Genomic DNA, 18,567 nt, shown 5'->3' with positions numbered 1-18,567 from the left:
CTCGACGTCAGGACCCTAGACCGACCCGCGGCGTGGCTTCGACCGAAGCACCCACTCGATCGACCAAGAGCGCCATCTCGTAACCGACCTGTCCGATGTCGCACTCGGAGGCCGTCAGAGCCGCAAGGTGGGAGCCGTCGCCGACACTCATCAGCAACAGGTAGCCGTGCTGCATCTCCACGACGGACTGCAGCACACCTCCCCCGTCGAACAGCTGCGACACACCGTTGGACAGACTCGCCAGGCCCGAGGTCACCGCAGCGAGCTGCTCGGCACGATCCACCGGGAGGTGGGCGCTGGCGGCCATGAGAAGGCCGTCGGCGGACACGAGTACGGCATGCGAGACACCCGGGACTTCGCGCGCGAAGTTGGAAACCAACCAGTCCAATGGACGAGCTGCGTCGGATCCATGATCAATATTCATCGAACTCCCTGTTCGTCGTTCTCGCGATTGCTGGTATTCGCCGAGGCGCGTCCGTCGCGGACACCCTGCTGATGGCGGCTCAAGTTGGCCCGGATGGCTTCCGGGTCTCGACGTCGAATGGTCCTCGGCAGTTCACCCGTTGCCGGCGCCCGTACGGCACCCGGCACCAGGCGTTCGCCGGGGGCACGCCGCGGAAGACCCGCGGTGGTGTGCTCCTCCACGGGGGCTTCCGAAGCACGCTGAGCTGCTTCCCAACCCGCGTCCGCGGCGGAGTGCCATTCCCGCTTCCTGCGATCCTCCGGAAGGCTCGTCGGGTCGACGAGCCAATCCGACATCATCGTGGTGAAGATCGGAGTGTTGGCCGGCTGCGGACGGGCCGACGCCAGGTCGGACCGTGGCTGGAAGAACGACGCCGTCTTCGCCGAGTTGGTCCGGTAGCGGTGCCGGGCCGCCTGCTGCGCGTCGCTGCGCGGCGACACGGAACCACCGTCGGCGATACTGGGCCCGGACGCCCCTGCGGCCGAATCGAATCCGGCACCGTTGGTCGCCGCAGCGGGTCGCTGCGGAAGCCCCGGAGTGCTGCCCGGCTGACGGCGCGGCAGACCGGGCGCGCTTCCCGGACGCCGCTGCGGAAGACCCTGGAAGAGTTCCGACTGACGACGGCCCGCATCCGGGGCCGGCGCGCGCTGCGGCAGGTCGGAACGGCTCGGTGCCTCCGTCCGATCCGTGGATTCGCCACCCGCGAGCGGACCCGCCATCGGCTGCTGCGGCCGGTTCTGCGGAACCGAGGGGGACGATCCGGAAGCCCGTCCCGGAAGCCCGGGAGTCGCGCCCGGACGACGCTGCGGAAGACCGGGGGAAGCGGGGCGCTGCTGCGGGGCGGGCGCACGATGTGCCGAGTCCTGCTGCGGCTCGCGGACCGGCAGGGACTGCTGCGAGTCCCATGCCTGCGACTGATCCTGCCGGCTGTCGCGTGCGGGCGCGGAATTCGTCGGCGGCAGACCCGGCGTGGCACCGGGGCGACGCTGCGGAAGACCCGAAAGTCCTTCACGACGAGCGGGATCGGCGTCGGGCCGCGGAGTGGAACCGTTGTGTCCCTCACCATTGCGACCGTCGGTCGAGTGCCCGTTGGTCTCCTCCGGTCCGCGGCGAGGACCGCGCGGGGGCAGGGACGACGCGAACGCTGCTGCGGCATCCGGTTCGATCCGGCGCGGCTGCGGTGACCTGGGCGGAGTCGGCAGACCCGGAGTCCCACCCGGCTGACGAGTGGGCAGACCCGGAGTTCCGCCGGGGCGACGTTGCGGAAGACCCGACGGCCCGAACTCACGCGAGGCCGACGGTGTCCGGTCGTCGGACGAGGGTGCTCGAGAGTCGCGCAGCGAGGGTGCCGGAAGTGACGACGGAGGCGGGGTGAACTCGTTCCGTCCCGATTCGCGTTGCAACTCGTCCCGGCGCTCGTCCTGGTAGGACGGCGCCGTGTCCCGCGCAGCGGAAGGAGTTTCGTCGACATCGCTCGCGTAACTGTCGTTCGCGTAGCCGGCTTTCGCGTACGCGTCGTCGGACTCGCCGGCCCGGACATCGTCGTTCGCGGCCTCGGGAAGACCCTGCCGTGCGACGGGCGCCGAGATCGCCTGCGGTGCCGAGTACTCCTCCGGCTCCAGTTCGAGAGGGGGCTGAGGACCGGTGTGCGACAACGCAAGCGGGGACACCAGCAGCACGTCCGGGATGTGGACGCTCGCGGTGATACCCGGGTTGCGTGCGGTGTCGAAGGTCGGGCGCAGACGCACGGTGAGACCGTGCCGCTCGGCGAGTCGCGACACCACGAACAGACCCATGTGGCGTGCGGTGTCCGGACCGACCTCGCCGCCCTTGGCGAGACGCTGGTTGATGACCTCGAGTTCGTCGGCCGGGATACCGATACCGCGGTCGGCGATCTCGACGAGCAGACCGCCGTCGACGGCACGCGCGAAGCTGAAGGTGACGTTGCTGTCGGGCGGTGACGCACGCAACGAGTTGTCGACCAGCTCGGCCAGGAGGTGCACGATGTCGGTCGCGACCGCGCCACTGAGAGCACCGTCGGGCGTCGAGCCGATCTGCACGCGCTGGTAATCCTCGACCTCCGACATCGCGGCGCGCAGGATGTCGCCGAGCTGAACGGGCGCGGAGTGACCGCGACGCATGCGCGTACCGGAGAGAATCAGCAGGTTGTCGCCGTTACGACGCATACGCGCGGCGAGGTGGTCGAGACGGAACAGGCTCTCGAGTCGAGCGGGGTCCTTCTCCTCGTACTCGAGTCGTTCGATGAGACCGAGTTGCTGCTCCACGAGCGACTTCGACCGACGCGCGAGCGTCTCGAACATGTCGCTGATCTGCAGACGCAGGTGGGCCTGCTCGCCGGCGAGGCGCAGAGCCTGCCCGTGCATGTCGTCGACCGCGCGAGCGAGCTGCCCGATCTCCTCGGTGGTGTGCACCGGGACGCGGGTGAACTCGATGTCCTCGATGTTGTCGCCGACCTTGATTCGGTCGATCGCCTCGGGAAGCTCCTGCCGCGCCACCTTCAGGGTGCCGTAGCGCAGACGACGGATCGGTCCGACGAGCGAACGCGACACGAGCAGTGCGAGCACGAGTGCCGCGAGCAGGGCCGCGAGCACGATCGCGGTATCGCGGAGCGCGGCCGAGCGGGTTTGCGCCGCGCGTTCCTGAATGGTGGTGCTGACCTGGTTCGACGCTTCTTCGATGATGGTGCCGTAGATGTCGACACTGTTGAGCAACGACGCGCGGAGGTTGAGGATCGGGAGCGGATCCGAGCCGGCCGCGTCGACCATGTCGGCACGCTCCTGGACGCCGGCACGGAGTTCGGCGATCTGAGCATCGGCCATCGGGTAGGAGCGGGCGAGCAGATCGAGCATCGCGAGTTCGGCGCCGGACGCCGACACCAGGGCGGTGCCGGGCTGAGTGGGGTCGCCGAGGAGCTGGAGCAGACCGAGTACCTGACCGAAGAGGTAGCGCTGGGAGTACCACGCGTTGATCAGCTGGTCGCCGTAGCCGAGGATCTCGCGATCGTCGACCTCGCCGAGGATGGCCTCGACGATACGGTTGAGGCTGTCGCGCACCTCGCTCGTGACGGCACCGATCTCTTGGATCGGCACCGGACCGGCCTGCATCTTCGTGTAGAGCGACTGGGCCGTGGCGGCGGTGCGGCTGAGGTCGGCGGTCACCGCGGGATCGAGTTCGGGGTTCTCCGTGACCGAGGCGATCGTGCCGAAAGCGTCACCGAGAGCCGCCATTTCCTCGGGGGTCGCCGTTCCGGCCGCGGCACCCGCGGTGGCGGTGGCGAACGCCGTCGAGAAATCCACGATGTCCGGCACGGCTGCGACCTGATCGGCTGCGGACGAGAAGTGGACGGCGTTGCTGAGCTCGTTCTCGACCCGAAGACCACCGAGGACCATTGCCACGGTCACGGGGACAGCGAGAACGGCGGTGACCTTCCTGCGAAGACCCCACCCCTCGATGTTCCACCACCGCTGCTGGGGCGGCGACTTGTCACTCATGGATCACAGCTCTCCTTCCACCCCGTCCGCGCCGGGCGACGAACACCAGTCGGCACTGCACTCCGATGAGCGCGCTTTCGATCGAGTGCAGTCGAACGAGACGTTTCGGGTGAGGGCACCATATCGGGACATACAGCGGATACGGAAGAGTGAGTTCTTCCCGTACCCCCGCGCTGCCCCGGCCCCCTCGTCGGCAGCCACACGTACAGATGGCCGATAGGAGTGTACTCACGAGTAACGAAGAAGGCTAACGGCCCTTCCCACTTCCGGGCGCACGACATGCGAATCCCCGCCGTGATGTACGACACAGCGGGGATTCGCATGCAGTTCTCCGGCGCTGCCGGCCGTGATCAGACGTCGAGGAAGCGGACATCCTTCGCGTTACGGGTGATGAAGCTCCGTCGTGCCGCGACGTCCTCGCCCATGAGGACGCTGAACAACTCGTCGGCCGCGGCGGCGTCGTCGAGGGTCACCTGACGCAGGACGCGGACGCTCGGATCCATCGTGGTCTCCCACAGTTCCTTGGCGTTCATCTCACCGAGACCCTTGTAACGCTGGATACCGTCGTCCTTGTTGATCTTCTTGCCCGCGGCGAGACCCGCCTCGAGCAGGGCGTCGCGCTCACGGTCCGAGTACGCGAACTCCGGCTCGCTGCGCTGCCACTTGAGCTTGTACAGCGGCGGCTGCGCCAGGAAGACGTGACCTTCCTCGACCAGCGGGCGCATGAAACGGAACAGCAGCGTGAGCAGCAGCGTCGCGATGTGCTGACCGTCGACGTCGGCGTCGGCCATCAGGACGATCTTGTGATAGCGCAGCTTCGCGATGTCGAACTCTTCGTGGATGCCGGTACCGAACGCCGTGATGATCGACTGGACCTCGGCGTTCTTGAGCACCTTGTCGATACGGGCCTTCTCGACGTTGATGATCTTGCCGCGCAACGGAAGGATCGCCTGGTACATCGAGTCGCGACCCGACTTGGCGGACCCCCCTGCGGAGTCGCCCTCCACGATGTAGATCTCGCACTTGCTCGGATCCTTCGACCGGCAGTCGGCCAGCTTGCCGGGCAGACCACCGATGTCCGTCGCGCTCTTGCGGCGGACGAGCTCGCGGGCCTTTCGGGCGGCGACACGTGCGTGCGCCGACGACACGGCCTTGGTGACGATCGTCTTCGCGTCGGCCGGATTGGCCTCGAACCAGTGCGAGATGTGCTCGTTGCACGCCTTCTGCACGAACGACTTCACCTCGGTGTTGCCGAGCTTGGTCTTGGTCTGGCCCTCGAACTGCGGCTCGGCGACCTTGACGGAGATGATCGCTGCCAGGCCCTCGCGGATGTCGTCGCCCGTGAGGTTGGGGTCCTTCTCCTTGAGGAGCTTCTTGTCCTTCGCGTAGCGGTTGACGACGGTGGTCAGCGCCGCGCGGAAGCCTTCCTCGTGCGTGCCGCCCTCGTGGGTGTTGATGGTGTTGGCGAAAGTGTGGACGGACTCGGAGTAACCCGAGTTCCACTGCATCGCGACCTCGAGTTCGTGGCCGGTGCCCTTGGCCGTGAACCCGACGACCGAGTTGTGGATGGGCGTCTTCGTGCGATTGATGTGCCGCACGTAGTCCTCGAGACCACCGGGGTAGTGGTACGTGCGGACCTTGACCTTGTGGACCTCGGGTTCGGCGGCCTCGACGGCCTGGTCCTCCGCGGTCTTGGGGGCGTCCGCGGTGTCGGGGACGTCTTCCTCGGTGACCTCTTCGGGTGCGACCCGCTCGTCGGTGAGGGTGATGGTCAATCCCTTGTTGAGGAACGCCATCTCCTGCAGGCGACGCGCGACGGTCTCGAAGTTGAACGTCGTGGTCTCGAAGATCTCGGGGTCGGGCCAGAACCGGACGGTGGTACCCGTGCGCTTGGTGGCCTCTCCTCTGACCAGCTCGCCCGGCTTCGAGGCGGTGTACGTCTGCTCCCAGTGGTACCCGTCGTTGTCGATCTCGACCTCGAGGATTGTGGACAGGGCGTTCACCACGGAGATACCGACACCGTGCAGACCGCCGGAGACGGCGTAGGCGTCGGAGTCGAACTTGCCGCCGGCGTGGAGCTGGGTGAGGACGACCTCGACGGTAGGGACACCGGACGCGTGCATACCGACGGGAATACCGCGGCCGTCGTCGACGACCTGGACGCCACCATCGGCGAGGAGGGTGACCTCCACCTTCGACGCGTAACCGGCCATGGCCTCGTCGACCGAGTTGTCGACGACCTCCCAGATCAGGTGGTGCAGACCACGCTCTCCGGTGGAACCGATGTACATGCCGGGGCGCTTGCGCACCGCCTCGAGACCCTCGAGGACGGTGATGGACGACGCACCGTACTCATTCTTGTTGTTGTTCGACTTCTGGGCAGCCACGGGTGGGTAGCTCTCCTTCTCCGATCGGCCCCGCGCACGCGCGCGACGCATTCCTGTCCATCCTACGTGCCCTCAGGCCCTGCACCGGGGTCGACACGAATGCGGGCATCCGCACCGCTGACGTCCCCGTAGCCGCCCCTTCGCGAGCGGGACGACGTGATTTCCTAGGCACCCGGATTTTCGCCCCGTGTACGGGCCGCGAGCGATCCGGGAATCACCCGTAGGTGTCGCGTGGTCCGCGGCCGCGGATGTGACGTTCACCCTTCCGCCAGCTGGGAGCCGTCGGGCCGGTGATCCGCAGTTCCTTCACCACTCCGTGCCCCACGGCCGCGGCGATCTTCGCGAGGATCTGCGATTGCATCATCCTCAACTGCGTCGCCCAGGCCGTCGACTCGGCCGAGACGTGCAGGATTCCGTCGCGCAGTGTGGTCGGCTGGGCATGGCTCGCGATGTCGTCACCCACGACCCGGGCCCAGCTCCCCATGACGGTGCCTTCGGACACGTGCGTCGACCACCCCCGCTGCTTGGACAGCGACTGCGCGAGGGCACCGAGCGGCTGGGGGTCGCGGTCGTCCGGTCCGGGCCCCGACCAGCCGCGACGCCGGCGTTTCGGGCGCAGCCGGCCCCGCGACGCGCGTCCCTGTCCGACGGCCTTGCCGCTCGCCTTCGCGGCGGCCCGAGCCTCCTCGAGCGCGCGACGGGCCAGGTCGATGCCCTTCAGCTCCGGCTCGTTCGAACCGCCCTCGGCACCTGTCCGTTCGTCGTTCATCCGACCTCCCCGGTGATCCGGTCCGTCTCCCGTTGCACCGATCCCAGCACAGAGATACGACCTTCTCCGGTGTCCTCGACGTGGACGGGGAACCGGGCACCGTTCAACTCGGCGGGCACGTCCTCCGGCACGGCCGCCGTGATCAGCACCTGCTCGGCCGTCGTGGCGACCTCGGCGAGCGCGGACCGCCGGCGACGATCGAGTTCGGCGAAGACGTCGTCGAGCATGAGAACCGGATCGGTGCCGTCGGTGCGCAGCAGGGCGAACGCCCCGAGCCGTAACGCGAGCGCGAACGACCACGATTCGCCGTGGCTCGCATAACCTTTCGCCGGCTCGGCGCCGAGCATCAGCTCGAGATCGTCGCGGTGCGGTCCGACGAGGCAGACTCCGCGTTCGATCTCCCTGGACCGCATCTCCGCGAGCCGGTGGAGGAAGACGGTCTCGAGAAACTCGCGATCGTCCCGTGCAGGCATCCGGGCCGGATCGGAGAACTCCGGTGGCAGCGCGTCACCGAGGCTGCTGCGGTAGCACAGACTCGCCGGACGCGACTCGGGTGCGATCGATCGGTACGCTTCGGATACATGCGGGGCCAGTTCGTGCAGCAACGCGATGCGCGCCGCGAGCAGTTCGGCCCCGTGGGCCGCGAGGTGGCCGTCCCACACGTCGAGGGTGGCCAGAGCGCTCGCCCCGTCGTCGGAGCGGTTTCCCCGCCGCAGCGCCCCACCCGCCGTCTTGAGCAGCGCGGACCGCTGGCGCAACACCTTGTCGTAGTCGGCGCGGACCCCACTCATCCGCGGGAATCGCGTGCTGAGCAGTTCGTCGAGGAACCGGCGGCGATCGCCCGGGTCGCCGCGGACGAGGGAGAGATCCTCCGGTGCGAAGAGCACCGTGCGGAGGATGCCGAGGATCTCACGGGGCCGGCGGGCCGGCGACTGGTTGATCCGCGCCCGGTTCTGCTTGCCCTCGTTGATCTCGATGTCGATGCCGAGTTCACGGCCGTTGTTGACGACCAGAGCCCCGGCGAACGCCCGTGATGCGCCGGCCCGCAGCAACGGACCGTCGGAGGACACCCGGTGCGACGACAGCGTCGACAGATATCCGAGGGCCTCGAGCAGATTGGTCTTCCCGTGTCCGTTGCGCCCGACGAAGACCGTCGCCCCCGGAGTGAGGTCGACGGAAACCGTTCTCCACGAACGGAAGTCGCGCAGCGAGAAGGTGCGAACGTACACGGGGGTCCAGTCTCGGGGCCGGTCAGCCCGGCAGGCGCACCGGCATCAGCAGATAGGTGTAATCGCTGTCCGGAGCGGCGAAGGTGCCCGACGAGTCCGGCACGGGTTCCTCGTCGAGCGCGGGGCGCAGCACGGCGGGCCGACTCGAGGTGGTGAACCCGAACGAGACCTTGTCGGTGTGCAGCGACGTCAGTCCGTCGAGCAGGTAGCCCGGGTTGAACGCGATGATCAGCGGCTCCCCGAAGAACTCGGCGGGATGGGATTCCTCGGCCCGGCCCGCGTCGTCGCCACCAGCCGAGAGCAGCACGCTACCCTCCGTGAACTCGAGTCGGACCTGCGCGCCGCGCTCGGCGACCAGCGCCACGCGCTTGATCGCGTCGACGAGCGGTGCGATCTCGACGGTCGCCATCGCGGTGTGCTCGTTGGGGAGCAACTGGCGGAACTTGGGGAATTCGGCGTCGAGCAGGCGCGTCGTGGTGCGGCGACCTTCGGCGACGATGCCGAGCAGACCCTCGGCACCCACCGACGACCCGCTGCCGAGAGCCAGCTGGACCGGGGAGTTCGAGGACCCGCCAACGGTTTTCGCGGCCTCGGAGAGGGTCTTGGCGGGTACGAGCACGGCCGAACTCGTGGATTCCGCGGTGGGCATCCACTCGAGCTTCCGCACCGCGAGACGGAACCGGTCGGTGGCCGCGAGCACCATGTCGGTGCCCTCGATCTCCACCCGGATGCCCGTGAGCATGGGGAGCGTGTCGTCCTTGCCGGCTGCGACGGCGACCTGGCTGATGGCCTCGGCGAACAGATCGCCGGACAGCGCACCGGTCTGCTGCGGGAGCTCGGGCAGCTGCGGGTAGTCCTCCACAGGCATGGTGGGAAGTGAGAACTTGGCGCTACCGCACGTGATGAGCACGCGGGTGCCGTCGAGCACGACATCCACAGGCTTGTGAGGCAACGCGCGGGTGATGTCGGCGAGCAGTTTGCCGGACACCAGCACCCGGCCCGGAGTGATGACCTCGGCCGAGACGTGGACCTGCGCGGATACCTCGTAATCGAAGCCAGAGACCGTCAGCCCGCGTTCGTCGGCACCGAGCAGGACACCGCCCAGAACCGGAACGGGGGGTCGCGACGGAAGGCTTCGGGCAACCCATGCAACGGAATCGGCGAAGTCCTCGCGAGGCACACGAAACTTCATACTTCCCAGCTCCATCGCCCGGTGGATCCCTTCGATCGTGGTCTCGACAAGTCTACGAAGTCTGTCACAGAACCCCGACACCGATGAGGCGGAGCCGGGGGATGCGGGTCCACGTTATGCCTTCCGTCGCTGCTTGGAAAGCCGGGAGGCTCGAGGCGTGACCCTCACTCGAGGGCCTGTGGACCGAAGCTCTCCACACACCTGTTTTGAAAGAAGATTTCTGAAGAGAACTCACAGAAGTAGTAATAGGGCCTGTGGAATCTGTGGACGAACGACCGTCTAGGCTGGTGGGCGATGTTCTCGAGGGGTACGAACTCGAGGATGAACTCGAGGAGTTCTCGAGGATGAATGTGGATTCCTCGAGACTGTTCATCCTTTGTCCACCGTTCGTCCACAAAGATCCCACGTTCTGCACACCCTTGTCCACAGGTGTGGGAAGCCGAAATTTCTCGAGATACGGGACAGGGAGCGCCCTGTGGACGCTCCCTGTGGATGGATACTCGAGGCTCGAGGATCAGCGCTTGGACCGCTGCTTGATGCGCGCGGTGAGCTCCTGCACCTGGTCGTAGACCTTGCGACGCTCGGTCATCTCCTTGCGAATCTTCTTGTCCGCGTACATGACCGTGGTGTGGTCGCGACCGAAGGTCTGCCCGATCTTCGGCAACGACAGATCGGTGAGCTCGCGGCACAGATACATCGAGATCTGGCGTGCCTGCGCGAGCGGGCGTGCCTTCCCGGGGCCGCACAGGTCGTCGATCGACGTGCCGAAGTACTCCGCGGTCACGGCCATGATCGTGGCTGCGTTGATCTCGAGCGCGGACGAGTCCGGCATCAGATCCCGCAGCACCACCTCGGCGAGGGTGAGATCGAGTGGTTGCCTGTTGAGCGACGCGAAGGCCGTCACGCGGATCAGGGCACCCTCGAGTTCGCGGATGTTGCGTTCGATCCGGCTCGCGATCAGCTCGAGCACGTCGTGCGGCACGTTCAGGCCGTCCATGCGCGCCTTCTTCGACAGGATCGCGATGCGCGTCTCGAGTTCCGGCGGCTGGACGTCGGTGATCAGGCCCCACTCGAACCGGGTCCGCAGTCGTTCCTCGAGCGTCGCGAGCTGCTTGGGCGGGCGATCGGACGAGACGACGATCTGCTTGTTGGCGTTGTGGAGGGTGTTGAAAGTGTGGAAGAACTCCTCCTGGATACCTTCCTTGCCCTCGATGAACTGGATGTCGTCGACGAGCAGGATGTCGGTCTCGCGGTAGCGCCGCTTGAACGCGACCTTGCGGTCGTCGCGGAGGCTGTTGATGAAGTCGTTCGTGAACTCCTCGGTGGAGACGTACTTCACCCGCATCCCCGGGAAGAGCCGCTGGGCATAGTGGCCGGCGGCGTGCAGCAGATGCGTCTTGCCCAGGCCCGACGCACCCCAGATGAAGAGCGGGTTGTAGGCCCGTGCCGGTGCTTCGGCGATCGCCACCGCTGCGGCGTGCGCGAACCTGTTCGACGCACCGATCACGAAGGTGTCGAAGGTGTACTTCGCGTTGAGGCTGCTGCTGCCCATGGGCGGCGTCTCGGGCGGTGGGGGCTGGGTGAAGTAGGACGGCCACGACTCGCGCACGGCGGTCATCGCCTCCCGGTCGTCGTCGACCTCCTCGAGTTCGCCGTGGTCGGCCTCGAGCATGTCGTGCTCACGCGAGGAGATCAGGCGTCGCCGATAGGCGGCACCTTCACCGGGAAGCATGCCGTCGCGCGTGAATTCCCCGTCCCTCGGTCCGACGCCGTCCCTGGACACGGCGCCGTCCCGAGGCATCGCCCCGTCGCGCGGACCGCCGGCATCGCGGGGTATCGGAGCCTCCCGGCGCAGATCACGGCTGCGTGTCTCCGCGGTGCGCGGATTCACAGGCTGTGCATCGACCGGCAGGCCTTCGAGGGGCAGTGTGTCGCGAGGTTCGGCGTAGGGATCCTCGGCAGGATCATCCACACGTTCCCGCGGCTCGACGCGCACACCGAGACCCTCGACCCGGTGGCCGAGGTGCCGGTTGAGGGTGCGGAGGATGGGTTCGCGCAGATCGCGTTCGATCGACTGCTGGGCGAGCGTGGAAGGCACCGAGAGCAGGGCGAATCCCTGTGCGAGCGTGATCGGTTTGACGAGCGCGAGCCATGCCTTCTGGCTCTTCGTCAACAATCCGTCGTCGATGGTCAGCTCGGATACGACGTCCGTCCACACATCGGCCAGCGCGTTCGGCTCGTCGCTCACGCAGCTTCCCTCCCTTTGATCACCGGTTTTCCACACGATTATCCACAGGTGTGGACAACCGGGGGAATCACCCGGTGGATATGTGGATGGGAGGTTGTGTATTCGCTCAGCGGGTTCGTGGGCCCGGGCGGTCTGCGGGGATCAGTGTGACACACGGTGCGATGCGATCCGGGCTCGTACGCCGCGAATGCGCCCGGAGAAGCTGCGCGAGGGCGCCCGTGCAGGCGCGGGGCAGCGGGCCGTCACCGGCCGGCACATCGTCGTCGAACGGAGCGTGACGCGGGACTGCACAGGTAGTCGCGATGCGCCGTCGAAGACATGGCCCACAGCGTACCCGAGCTGTGCCCTGGATCACATACCTTCTCGGGGTGTAGTTTTCGTCGACGCGTCCGGCGTGTCGCGTTGATTGCCGGTGATGGTCGCGGTTTGATTTCGCGCCCGCGTCCGAGTAGCCTCGAACAGTCACTCATACTGAGGTGATGGGTTCGTCCTGCTCTTCCGGGCAATCGGATCCTGCGAATTCACGTACACGTTGGAACGACGGCGCTCACCCGTGCCGTCGCAGAATTATCGAGGAGTGTCGACCGTGGCCAAGGGCAAGCGGACGTTCCAGCCGAACAACCGACGCCGCGCGCGCGTTCACGGCTTCCGTCTCCGGATGCGGACCCGTGCGGGTCGCGCAATCGTTTCGGCGCGTCGCCGTAAGGGCCGCGCTTCTCTCACCGCCTGATTCCCTAACCGGAGCTCGGGGTGTTACCTGAGCCGTATCGACTGCGGCGCCACTCGGACTTCTCGGACACCGTCCGCCGAGGGCGTCGTCAGGGGCGGCGGGATCTGGTCGTTCACGTTCTCGAACGCGATCGCACCGAGTCCTTGGTGAGTGTCGGCGGTCCGCGTTTCGGACTGGTCGTGAGCAAGGCTGTCGGGCCGGCGGTGATTCGACATCGAGTCGCACGCCGGCTTCGTCATATCTGTGCAGGCCTCGTCGAGGCTCTGCCCTCCGAGACCGACATCGTGTTGCGCGCGCTACCCGGCGCCGCCACCGCGGAATCCCGCGAACTCGACAAGCAGGTGCGATCGGGTCTCGCTCGCCTCGGGCTGCTCGACCCCGCTGCTCCGGTCCCGAGTGGGAGTGCCCGCGCATGAACGAGGCGGAGCCGAGGTCGTGGTGGCGATCGCTGCGGTCCGCCCCGGCCCGGGCACTGATCTTCTGCATCGAGCTCTATCGCACCTATGTGTCGCCCACGCGGATGCCGACCTGCCGCTTCACCCCGACCTGTAGCGAGTACGCCGTGGAGGCGCTGCGCACGCGGGGTGTCGTCGTCGGTTCGGTCCTGGCATCGGTGAGACTGCTCAAGTGCGGCCCCTGGCACCCTGGTGGGTGGGATCCGGTACCCGAACGGAAACCTCGGTCGTCCCCAGTGGGTACCTGACCGGAGCCGAGACCCGAGACCGACGCCTCTTCGTGGCGATCATGGACGACCAGAGGAGTACATAGAGCCGTGCTCGACTTCATCTACTATCCCGTGTCCTGGATCCTGTGGGTCTGGCACAAAGTGTTCTCGTTCGTGCTGGCGCCCGACAGCGGCTGGGCATGGGCGCTGTCGGTGGTGTTCCTCGTGTTCACGCTGCGTGCGATCCTCTACAAGCCGTTCGTGAAGCAGGTCCGCACGACGCGTCAGATGCAGGAACTGCAGCCGCAGATCAAGGCGCTCCAGAAGAAGTACTCGAAGGATCGGCAGCGCCAGGCGCTGGAGATGCAGAAGCTCCAGAAGGAGCACGGCTTCAATCCTCTGATGGGATGCCTGCCCGTCCTGCTCCAGGTTCCTGTCTTCATCGGCCTGTTCCACGTGCTGCGTTCGTTCAACCGCACCGGCACGGGTGTCGGCCAGCTCGGTCTGAGCCCCGAACAGAACGCGCAGCTCGGCAACTACGCGTTCAGCCCGGAAGACGTCCAGTCCTTCCTGAGTGCCCGTCTGTTCGGTGCTCCGATCTCGTCGTGGATCACGCAGCCGATGGCGTCGCTCGAAGCCTTCGCGCCGTTCGGCGGCATTCCGACGCGCTGGGAGATCGCCGCCGTCGCAGTGCCGTTGATGGTCGTCGCCGGTATCGCCACGCACTTCAATGCGCGCGCCTCCGTCGCCCGCCAGAGTGCTCAGGCCGCCGCGAATCCGCAGGCCGCGATCATGAACAAGTTGGCCCTGTACGTCTTCCCGCTGGGTGTGCTCGTCGGTGGCCCGTTCCTCCCGATCGCCGTCATCCTCTACTGGGTCAGTAACAACATCTGGACCTACGGACAGCAGCACCTCGTCTTCCGACGTATCGACAAGGAGGAAGAGGAGAAGAAGGCTGCCGCCCTGGCACGCCGGAACGAGAACGCACCGAAGCCGGGTGCCCGACCAGACAAGTCCAAGAAGAAGGGCACGGCCGCAGCGGCAGTGTCCGATGCCGGTGACGCCCCGGTCGACGAGACCGGCGAAGTGTCGCTGCAGAAGGACTCCGCGGGTGACGCGGACACGGCAGCATCGGCTCCGAAGCCCGGTGCGACCGCTCCCAAGCCGGGCAGCCGCCCCAAGAACTCCAAGCGCAAGCGGCGCTGACCGAAGTAGAAGAGAGCTGAACATGGCCAGTGACCTGGACAAGGTGGAAGAGGACCTCGCGGTGGCACCCGAGGAGAGCGACCCCGCGGCGGACGCCGATCTCGATGACGACGATTACCTCATCGAGGAAGGCGAAATCGCCGGCGACTACCTGGAGCAGTTGCTCGACGTTCTCGATTTCGACGGCGACATCGACCTCGACGTCGAGGGCGACCGCGCTGTCGTGAGTATCGATGGCGGCAAGGATCTCACCAAGCTGGTGGGTCGCAACGGTGAGGTTCTCGACGCTCTCCAGGAACTCACCCGCCTCGCCGTGCAGCAGGCGACGGGTGAGCGCAGCAAGCTCATGCTCGATATCGCGGGGTGGCGCGCGGGTAAACGTAACGAACTGTCCTCGCTGGGTGCGTCGGCCGCGAAGCGCGTGCTCGAGTCCGGTAAGCGTGAAGAGCTGGAGCCGATGACGCCGTTCGAGCGCAAGATCGTGCACGACGCCGTGGCGAAGATCGACGGTGTGTCCAGCGAGAGCGAGGGTGCGGAGCCGAACCGCCGTGTGGTGATCGTCAAGGATTGAGTCGGCCGCGCCGACCGAAGAGGGACTCTGCGTCGCCAGGGTCCCTCTTCGTTTTTCGTATCGATGCTGTGGGCCCCGATGTTGTCTCGGGTGGGTCCACAGGAAAGGATGTTTCACGTGGAACAGCACGAGGCGGAACTGTCGGCGATCGCACAGCAGGTGTTCGGGGATCGAATCGACCTTGCCGAGCGATACCACCAGTCGTTGTCGACGGCGGGTGTCGAGCGGGGACTCATCGGGCCGCGCGAGGTACCGCGCCTGTGGGAGCGGCACATTCTCAATTGCGCTGTGGTGGGTGAACTCATCCAGGAGGGTGAGACGGTCGTCGACGTGGGCAGTGGCGCCGGCCTGCCGGGTATTCCTCTCGCGCTCGCCCGTCCCGACCTCCAGGTCACTCTCGTCGAGCCGCTTCTGCGTCGCACCGTCTATCTGGCGGAATTCGTGGAATCCAACGGGATCGAGAATGTCCTCGTGGTCCGCGGCCGAGCCGAGCAGCCGAGCGTGCTCCAGGAAGCCGGCGGTGCGGATGTCGTCACCTCGCGTGCAGTCGCACCCCTCGCCAAACTCGCCAAGTGGTCACTGCCCCTCGTCCATGAGGGAGGACGGATGCTGGCATTGAAGGGCTCATCCGCTCGAGAGGAGATCGAGCGGGATCGCGACGAACTCACTCGCTTGGGCGCCGGCAATCTCGAGGTGCTCGAGTGCGGAGGTGATCTTCTTCCCGTTCCTACACTCGTCGTCAAGGCCGAGCGGATCCCGCGTCCGGCGAGACGTCGCAAGAAGCGCTGACGCAGGATCGAGCGTTCGGCAACCCCTCATCACCCTCCCTCCCCCACCGGGTCGGGAGGGTGTTGTCTTTTCGGGACGACTCGAGGAATCTACTCGAGTGCTTTTCCGGGATGAAAGGGCCATTTCCATCGTTGTCACACCAGACCCATTCACCCCAGGTAGTTTCGTCACTGTGATGTTTGGCTCGACTGCGAGCGTAGGATTTTCCGAAAGTGCTTCTACGCAATGAATTTCGAGATGAGTGCCATGACTGTTGTTGCAATGCACAGCAATTCATTTTCCTCCTTCTATCGTCCTCTCCCCTTCGCTGACCGCTGTCGACGTTTCACGTGAAACATGGCGATTCCTTTCGCTGTGTTTCACGTGAAACAACCGCCGCGTCGTTTCACGTGAAACGGCGCCCGGCCATGTCGTCGACGGAACCTGGAATGCGGATGGAATACTGGACCAACCGAGAATGCGTGCGCGTGCTCGGGAAGCCGGGACAGCTCCGGGCCAGGGGCTCGCATTCTCTCGTCGGCGCCTCGGCCCGCTTCGAAGCCGGGACCGGGAAGCGACGAAGATGTAGCGTGCGAACCGAGCGGATCTACGTGTAAGGAGTGTTCGATGACGGGTGGATCTGAATCCGCTGTTTCACGTGAAACCGGAGGCGTCGAGGACGACTTCTCCCCTGTGCCCTTCGACGGTTTCTCCGCTATCGACACGCCTATCGGCGCGGCCGCTCATCGCGCCACCCAGGTCCTGCATCCGAGCGAAGCCAACTCCCTACCCAAGCCTCGCGAGCGTCGCGTCTTCACGATCGCCAATCAGAAGGGCGGGGTGGGTAAGACCACCACGGCGGTGAATATCGCCTCCGCTCTCGCCGTCCAGGGTCTCTCCGTTCTCGTCGTCGACCTCGATCCGCAGGGCAATGCGAGCACCGCATTGGGCGTGCCGCACTACTCCGGCATTCCCTCGAGCTACGAGATCCTCCTCGGGGAGATCAGTGCCGCCGAGGCCGTGCAACAGAGCCCTCACAACGAACGCCTCTTCTGCATCCCCGCCACCATCGACCTCGCGGGCGCCGAAATCGAACTCGTCTCGATGGTCGCCCGAGAGAACCGTCTCCGGAACGCCCTCACGAAGGAAGCTCTCGGCGATCGCGACTTCGACTACGTGATCATCGACTGCCCGCCCTCGCTCGGCTTGCTCACGGTCAACGCTCTCGTTGCCGCGAAGGAAGTCCTCATCCCCATCCAGTGCGAGTACTACGCACTCGAGGGCGTCGGGCAGCTCCTGCGCAACATCGAGCTCGTCCAATCCCATCTCAACCCCGAACTGCACGTCTCGACCGTTCTCCTGACGATGTACGACGGGCGAACCAAACTGGCCGATCAGGTCGCTGCAGAGGTACGTGCCCACTTCGGCAGCGCGGTGCTGCGTGCCGTCATCCCCCGTAGCGTAAAAGTCTCCGAAGCTCCCGGTTACGGGATGACAGTTCTCGACTACGATCCTGGATCGCGCGGCGCGATGAGCTACCTCGACGCCGGGCGCGAGTTGGCGGCACGCGGGGCACACGAGAATCAGGGGAACGGATGAGCGCGACACGCAAGGGCGGGCTCGGTCGAGGTCTGGCAGCTCTCATCCCTACCGGACCGCCGGTGGACGCAGAGCAGAAGCCGGCCCCCGCTACCACCACTACGGCCACCGCCCCGGCCGAGCCGGACCCGGTTGCCCCTGCGTCCACCAAGCCCGCAGCGTCCGCACCTGCGAAGCCTGCTGGGGGCGGGCAGCCCACCAAGTCGGCCGCTGCGCGTCGCGCAGCGTCGTCGGTCCTGAACCTGCCGTCGTCCGGTCTGGGCACGGCCGCCGCCGACGTCATCATCGGCGACGGCAAGCCGACGACACCGGTGTTCCGGAACGAGGCGGCCCGGCCGTCCGACGACTCGGCGGAGTCGTCCACAGCGACCATCGAGAGTGAACCCCTCCCCTCCCCCGCCGGAGCGGTATACCTCGAGATCCCGATCGGCCGGATCGAACCCAATCCGAAGCAGCCGCGTCAGGTCTTCGACGAGGAAGCACTCGCGGAGCTCGTCCACTCCATCCGTGAGTTCGGGCTCATGCAACCGGTCGTGGTCCGCCGTCTCGACGGCGACCGCTTCCAACTCGTGATGGGCGAACGTCGCTGGCGTGCCGTCCAGGAAGCCGGGCTCGACACGATCCCCGCGATCGTTCGCGACACCGAGGACGAGTCGCTGTTGCGCGACGCGCTGCTGGAGAACATCCACCGGGTGCAACTCAACCCCCTCGAAGAGGCAGCGGCATATCAGCAGTTGCTCGAGGAGTTCGAGGTCACCCACGAGGAACTTGCCGGCCGGCTCGGTCGATCGCGACCGGTCATCACGAACATGATCCGCTTGCTCAAGCTGCCGGTCGCGGTGCAACGGCGAGTGGCGGCCGGGGTGCTGTCGGCCGGGCATGCGCGCGCCCTGCTGGCGCTCGAGGCCGGTGCCGACGCCCAGGAAGCACTCGCCGCACGCATTGTCGCCGAGGGTCTGTCCGTGCGTGCGACGGAAGAAGCCGTCGTGCTCGCCAACCGCAACGACACCCCCGACGCTCCGCAGCAGAAGCGCCGGAAACCCATCCAGATGCCCGGACTGCAGGATGTCGCGGAGCGGCTGTCGAACTCCTTCGATACGCGCGTCACCGTGAGTCTCGGCAAGCGCAAGGGCAAGATCGTGGTGGAGTTCGGTTCGGTCGACGACCTCGAACGCATCGTGAAGATGATGGAGTCGCAGACCGACCTTTCTTGACTCCTCGTCGGGGCA

Annotated in this window: 15 protein-coding genes; 8 read left to right on the top strand and 7 right to left on the bottom strand. The window is 66.4% G+C overall.

Annotated features, from left to right (window positions below; all coding sequences use genetic code 11):
• Positions 1-7: 7 nt before the first annotated feature.
• The 7 genes from PV766_RS14235 to dnaA all read right to left on the bottom strand — a co-directional run bounded on the left by PV766_RS14235 (position 8) and on the right by dnaA (position 11,746).
• A complete protein-coding gene (locus tag PV766_RS14235) occupies positions 8-424 on the bottom strand; it encodes a roadblock/LC7 domain-containing protein (protein ID WP_006550917.1) in 417 nt (138 codons plus the stop codon).
• Positions 421-3,975: a sensor histidine kinase gene (locus PV766_RS14230; RefSeq protein ID WP_129975061.1), complete on the bottom strand. Its 3,555-nt coding sequence runs from the start codon at positions 3,973-3,975 to the stop codon at positions 421-423. The genes PV766_RS14235 and PV766_RS14230 overlap by 4 nt, the downstream gene beginning before the upstream one ends.
• A gap of 350 nt (positions 3,976-4,325) precedes the next feature.
• Positions 4,326-6,362, bottom strand: coding sequence for a DNA topoisomerase (ATP-hydrolyzing) subunit B (gene gyrB, locus PV766_RS14225; RefSeq protein WP_016931521.1), 2,037 nt, complete (start codon positions 6,360-6,362; stop codon positions 4,326-4,328).
• A gap of 214 nt (positions 6,363-6,576) precedes the next feature.
• Complete coding sequence (locus PV766_RS14220) at positions 6,577-7,131, bottom strand: DUF721 family protein (protein ID WP_064064249.1); 555 nt, start codon at positions 7,129-7,131, stop codon at positions 6,577-6,579.
• Complete coding sequence (recF, locus tag PV766_RS14215) at positions 7,128-8,360, bottom strand: DNA replication/repair protein RecF (RefSeq protein ID WP_421097252.1); 1,233 nt, start codon at positions 8,358-8,360, stop codon at positions 7,128-7,130. The genes PV766_RS14220 and recF overlap by 4 nt, the downstream gene beginning before the upstream one ends.
• A 22-nt stretch (positions 8,361-8,382) precedes the next feature.
• Positions 8,383-9,567 carry a DNA polymerase III subunit beta gene (dnaN, locus tag PV766_RS14210; RefSeq protein WP_026002735.1) on the bottom strand — a complete coding sequence of 395 codons (1,185 nt, stop codon included), beginning with the start codon at positions 9,565-9,567 and terminating at the stop codon, positions 8,383-8,385.
• Between the two features lie 499 nt (positions 9,568-10,066).
• Positions 10,067-11,746 carry a chromosomal replication initiator protein DnaA gene (dnaA, locus tag PV766_RS14205; protein WP_421097285.1) on the bottom strand — a complete coding sequence of 560 codons (1,680 nt, stop codon included), beginning with the start codon at positions 11,744-11,746 and terminating at the stop codon, positions 10,067-10,069.
• 640 nt (positions 11,747-12,386) lie between these two features.
• Between dnaA and rpmH the strand changes: the two genes are divergently transcribed.
• From rpmH to PV766_RS14165, 8 genes are all read left to right on the top strand, one after another.
• Positions 12,387-12,530, top strand: a complete 144-nt coding sequence (gene rpmH, locus PV766_RS14200; RefSeq protein WP_006550910.1) for a 50S ribosomal protein L34 — start codon at positions 12,387-12,389, stop codon at positions 12,528-12,530.
• Positions 12,531-12,550: 20 nt separating this feature from the next.
• Positions 12,551-12,946, top strand: coding sequence for a ribonuclease P protein component (gene rnpA, locus PV766_RS14195; RefSeq protein ID WP_084421784.1), 396 nt, complete (start codon positions 12,551-12,553; stop codon positions 12,944-12,946).
• Positions 12,943-13,233 (top strand): membrane protein insertion efficiency factor YidD, encoded by a 291-nt coding sequence (gene yidD, locus PV766_RS14190; protein ID WP_129975065.1) that lies wholly within the window; start codon positions 12,943-12,945, stop codon positions 13,231-13,233. The genes rnpA and yidD overlap by 4 nt, the downstream gene beginning before the upstream one ends.
• 69 nt (positions 13,234-13,302) lie before the next feature.
• On the top strand, positions 13,303-14,400 hold the full coding sequence (gene yidC, locus PV766_RS14185) for a membrane protein insertase YidC (protein WP_421097251.1): 1,098 nt from the start codon (positions 13,303-13,305) through the stop codon (positions 14,398-14,400).
• 22 nt (positions 14,401-14,422) lie between these two features.
• The gene (locus PV766_RS14180) at positions 14,423-14,971 is read left to right on the top strand and encodes a protein jag (RefSeq protein ID WP_129975069.1); all 549 of its coding nucleotides are present in this window, start codon (positions 14,423-14,425) and stop codon (positions 14,969-14,971) included.
• Positions 14,972-15,079: 108 nt separating this feature from the next.
• A complete protein-coding gene (rsmG, locus tag PV766_RS14175; protein ID WP_129975071.1) occupies positions 15,080-15,760 on the top strand; it encodes a 16S rRNA (guanine(527)-N(7))-methyltransferase RsmG in 681 nt (226 codons plus the stop codon).
• 606 nt (positions 15,761-16,366) lie between these two features.
• On the top strand, positions 16,367-17,338 hold the full coding sequence (locus tag PV766_RS14170) for a ParA family protein (protein ID WP_064064242.1): 972 nt from the start codon (positions 16,367-16,369) through the stop codon (positions 17,336-17,338).
• Entirely contained in the window at positions 17,335-18,552 is a 1,218-nt protein-coding gene (locus PV766_RS14165) for a ParB/RepB/Spo0J family partition protein (RefSeq protein ID WP_242496594.1), read from the top strand. Before PV766_RS14170 ends, PV766_RS14165 begins: the two co-directional genes overlap by 4 nt.
• The last annotated feature ends 15 nt before the right edge of the window (positions 18,553-18,567 follow it).

The organism is Rhodococcus sp. As11, from assembly GCF_048957735.1.
Classification (GTDB): domain Bacteria; phylum Actinomycetota; class Actinomycetes; order Mycobacteriales; family Mycobacteriaceae; genus Rhodococcus; species Rhodococcus gordoniae.
This window is presented reverse-complemented; position numbering and strand designations above follow the sequence as displayed.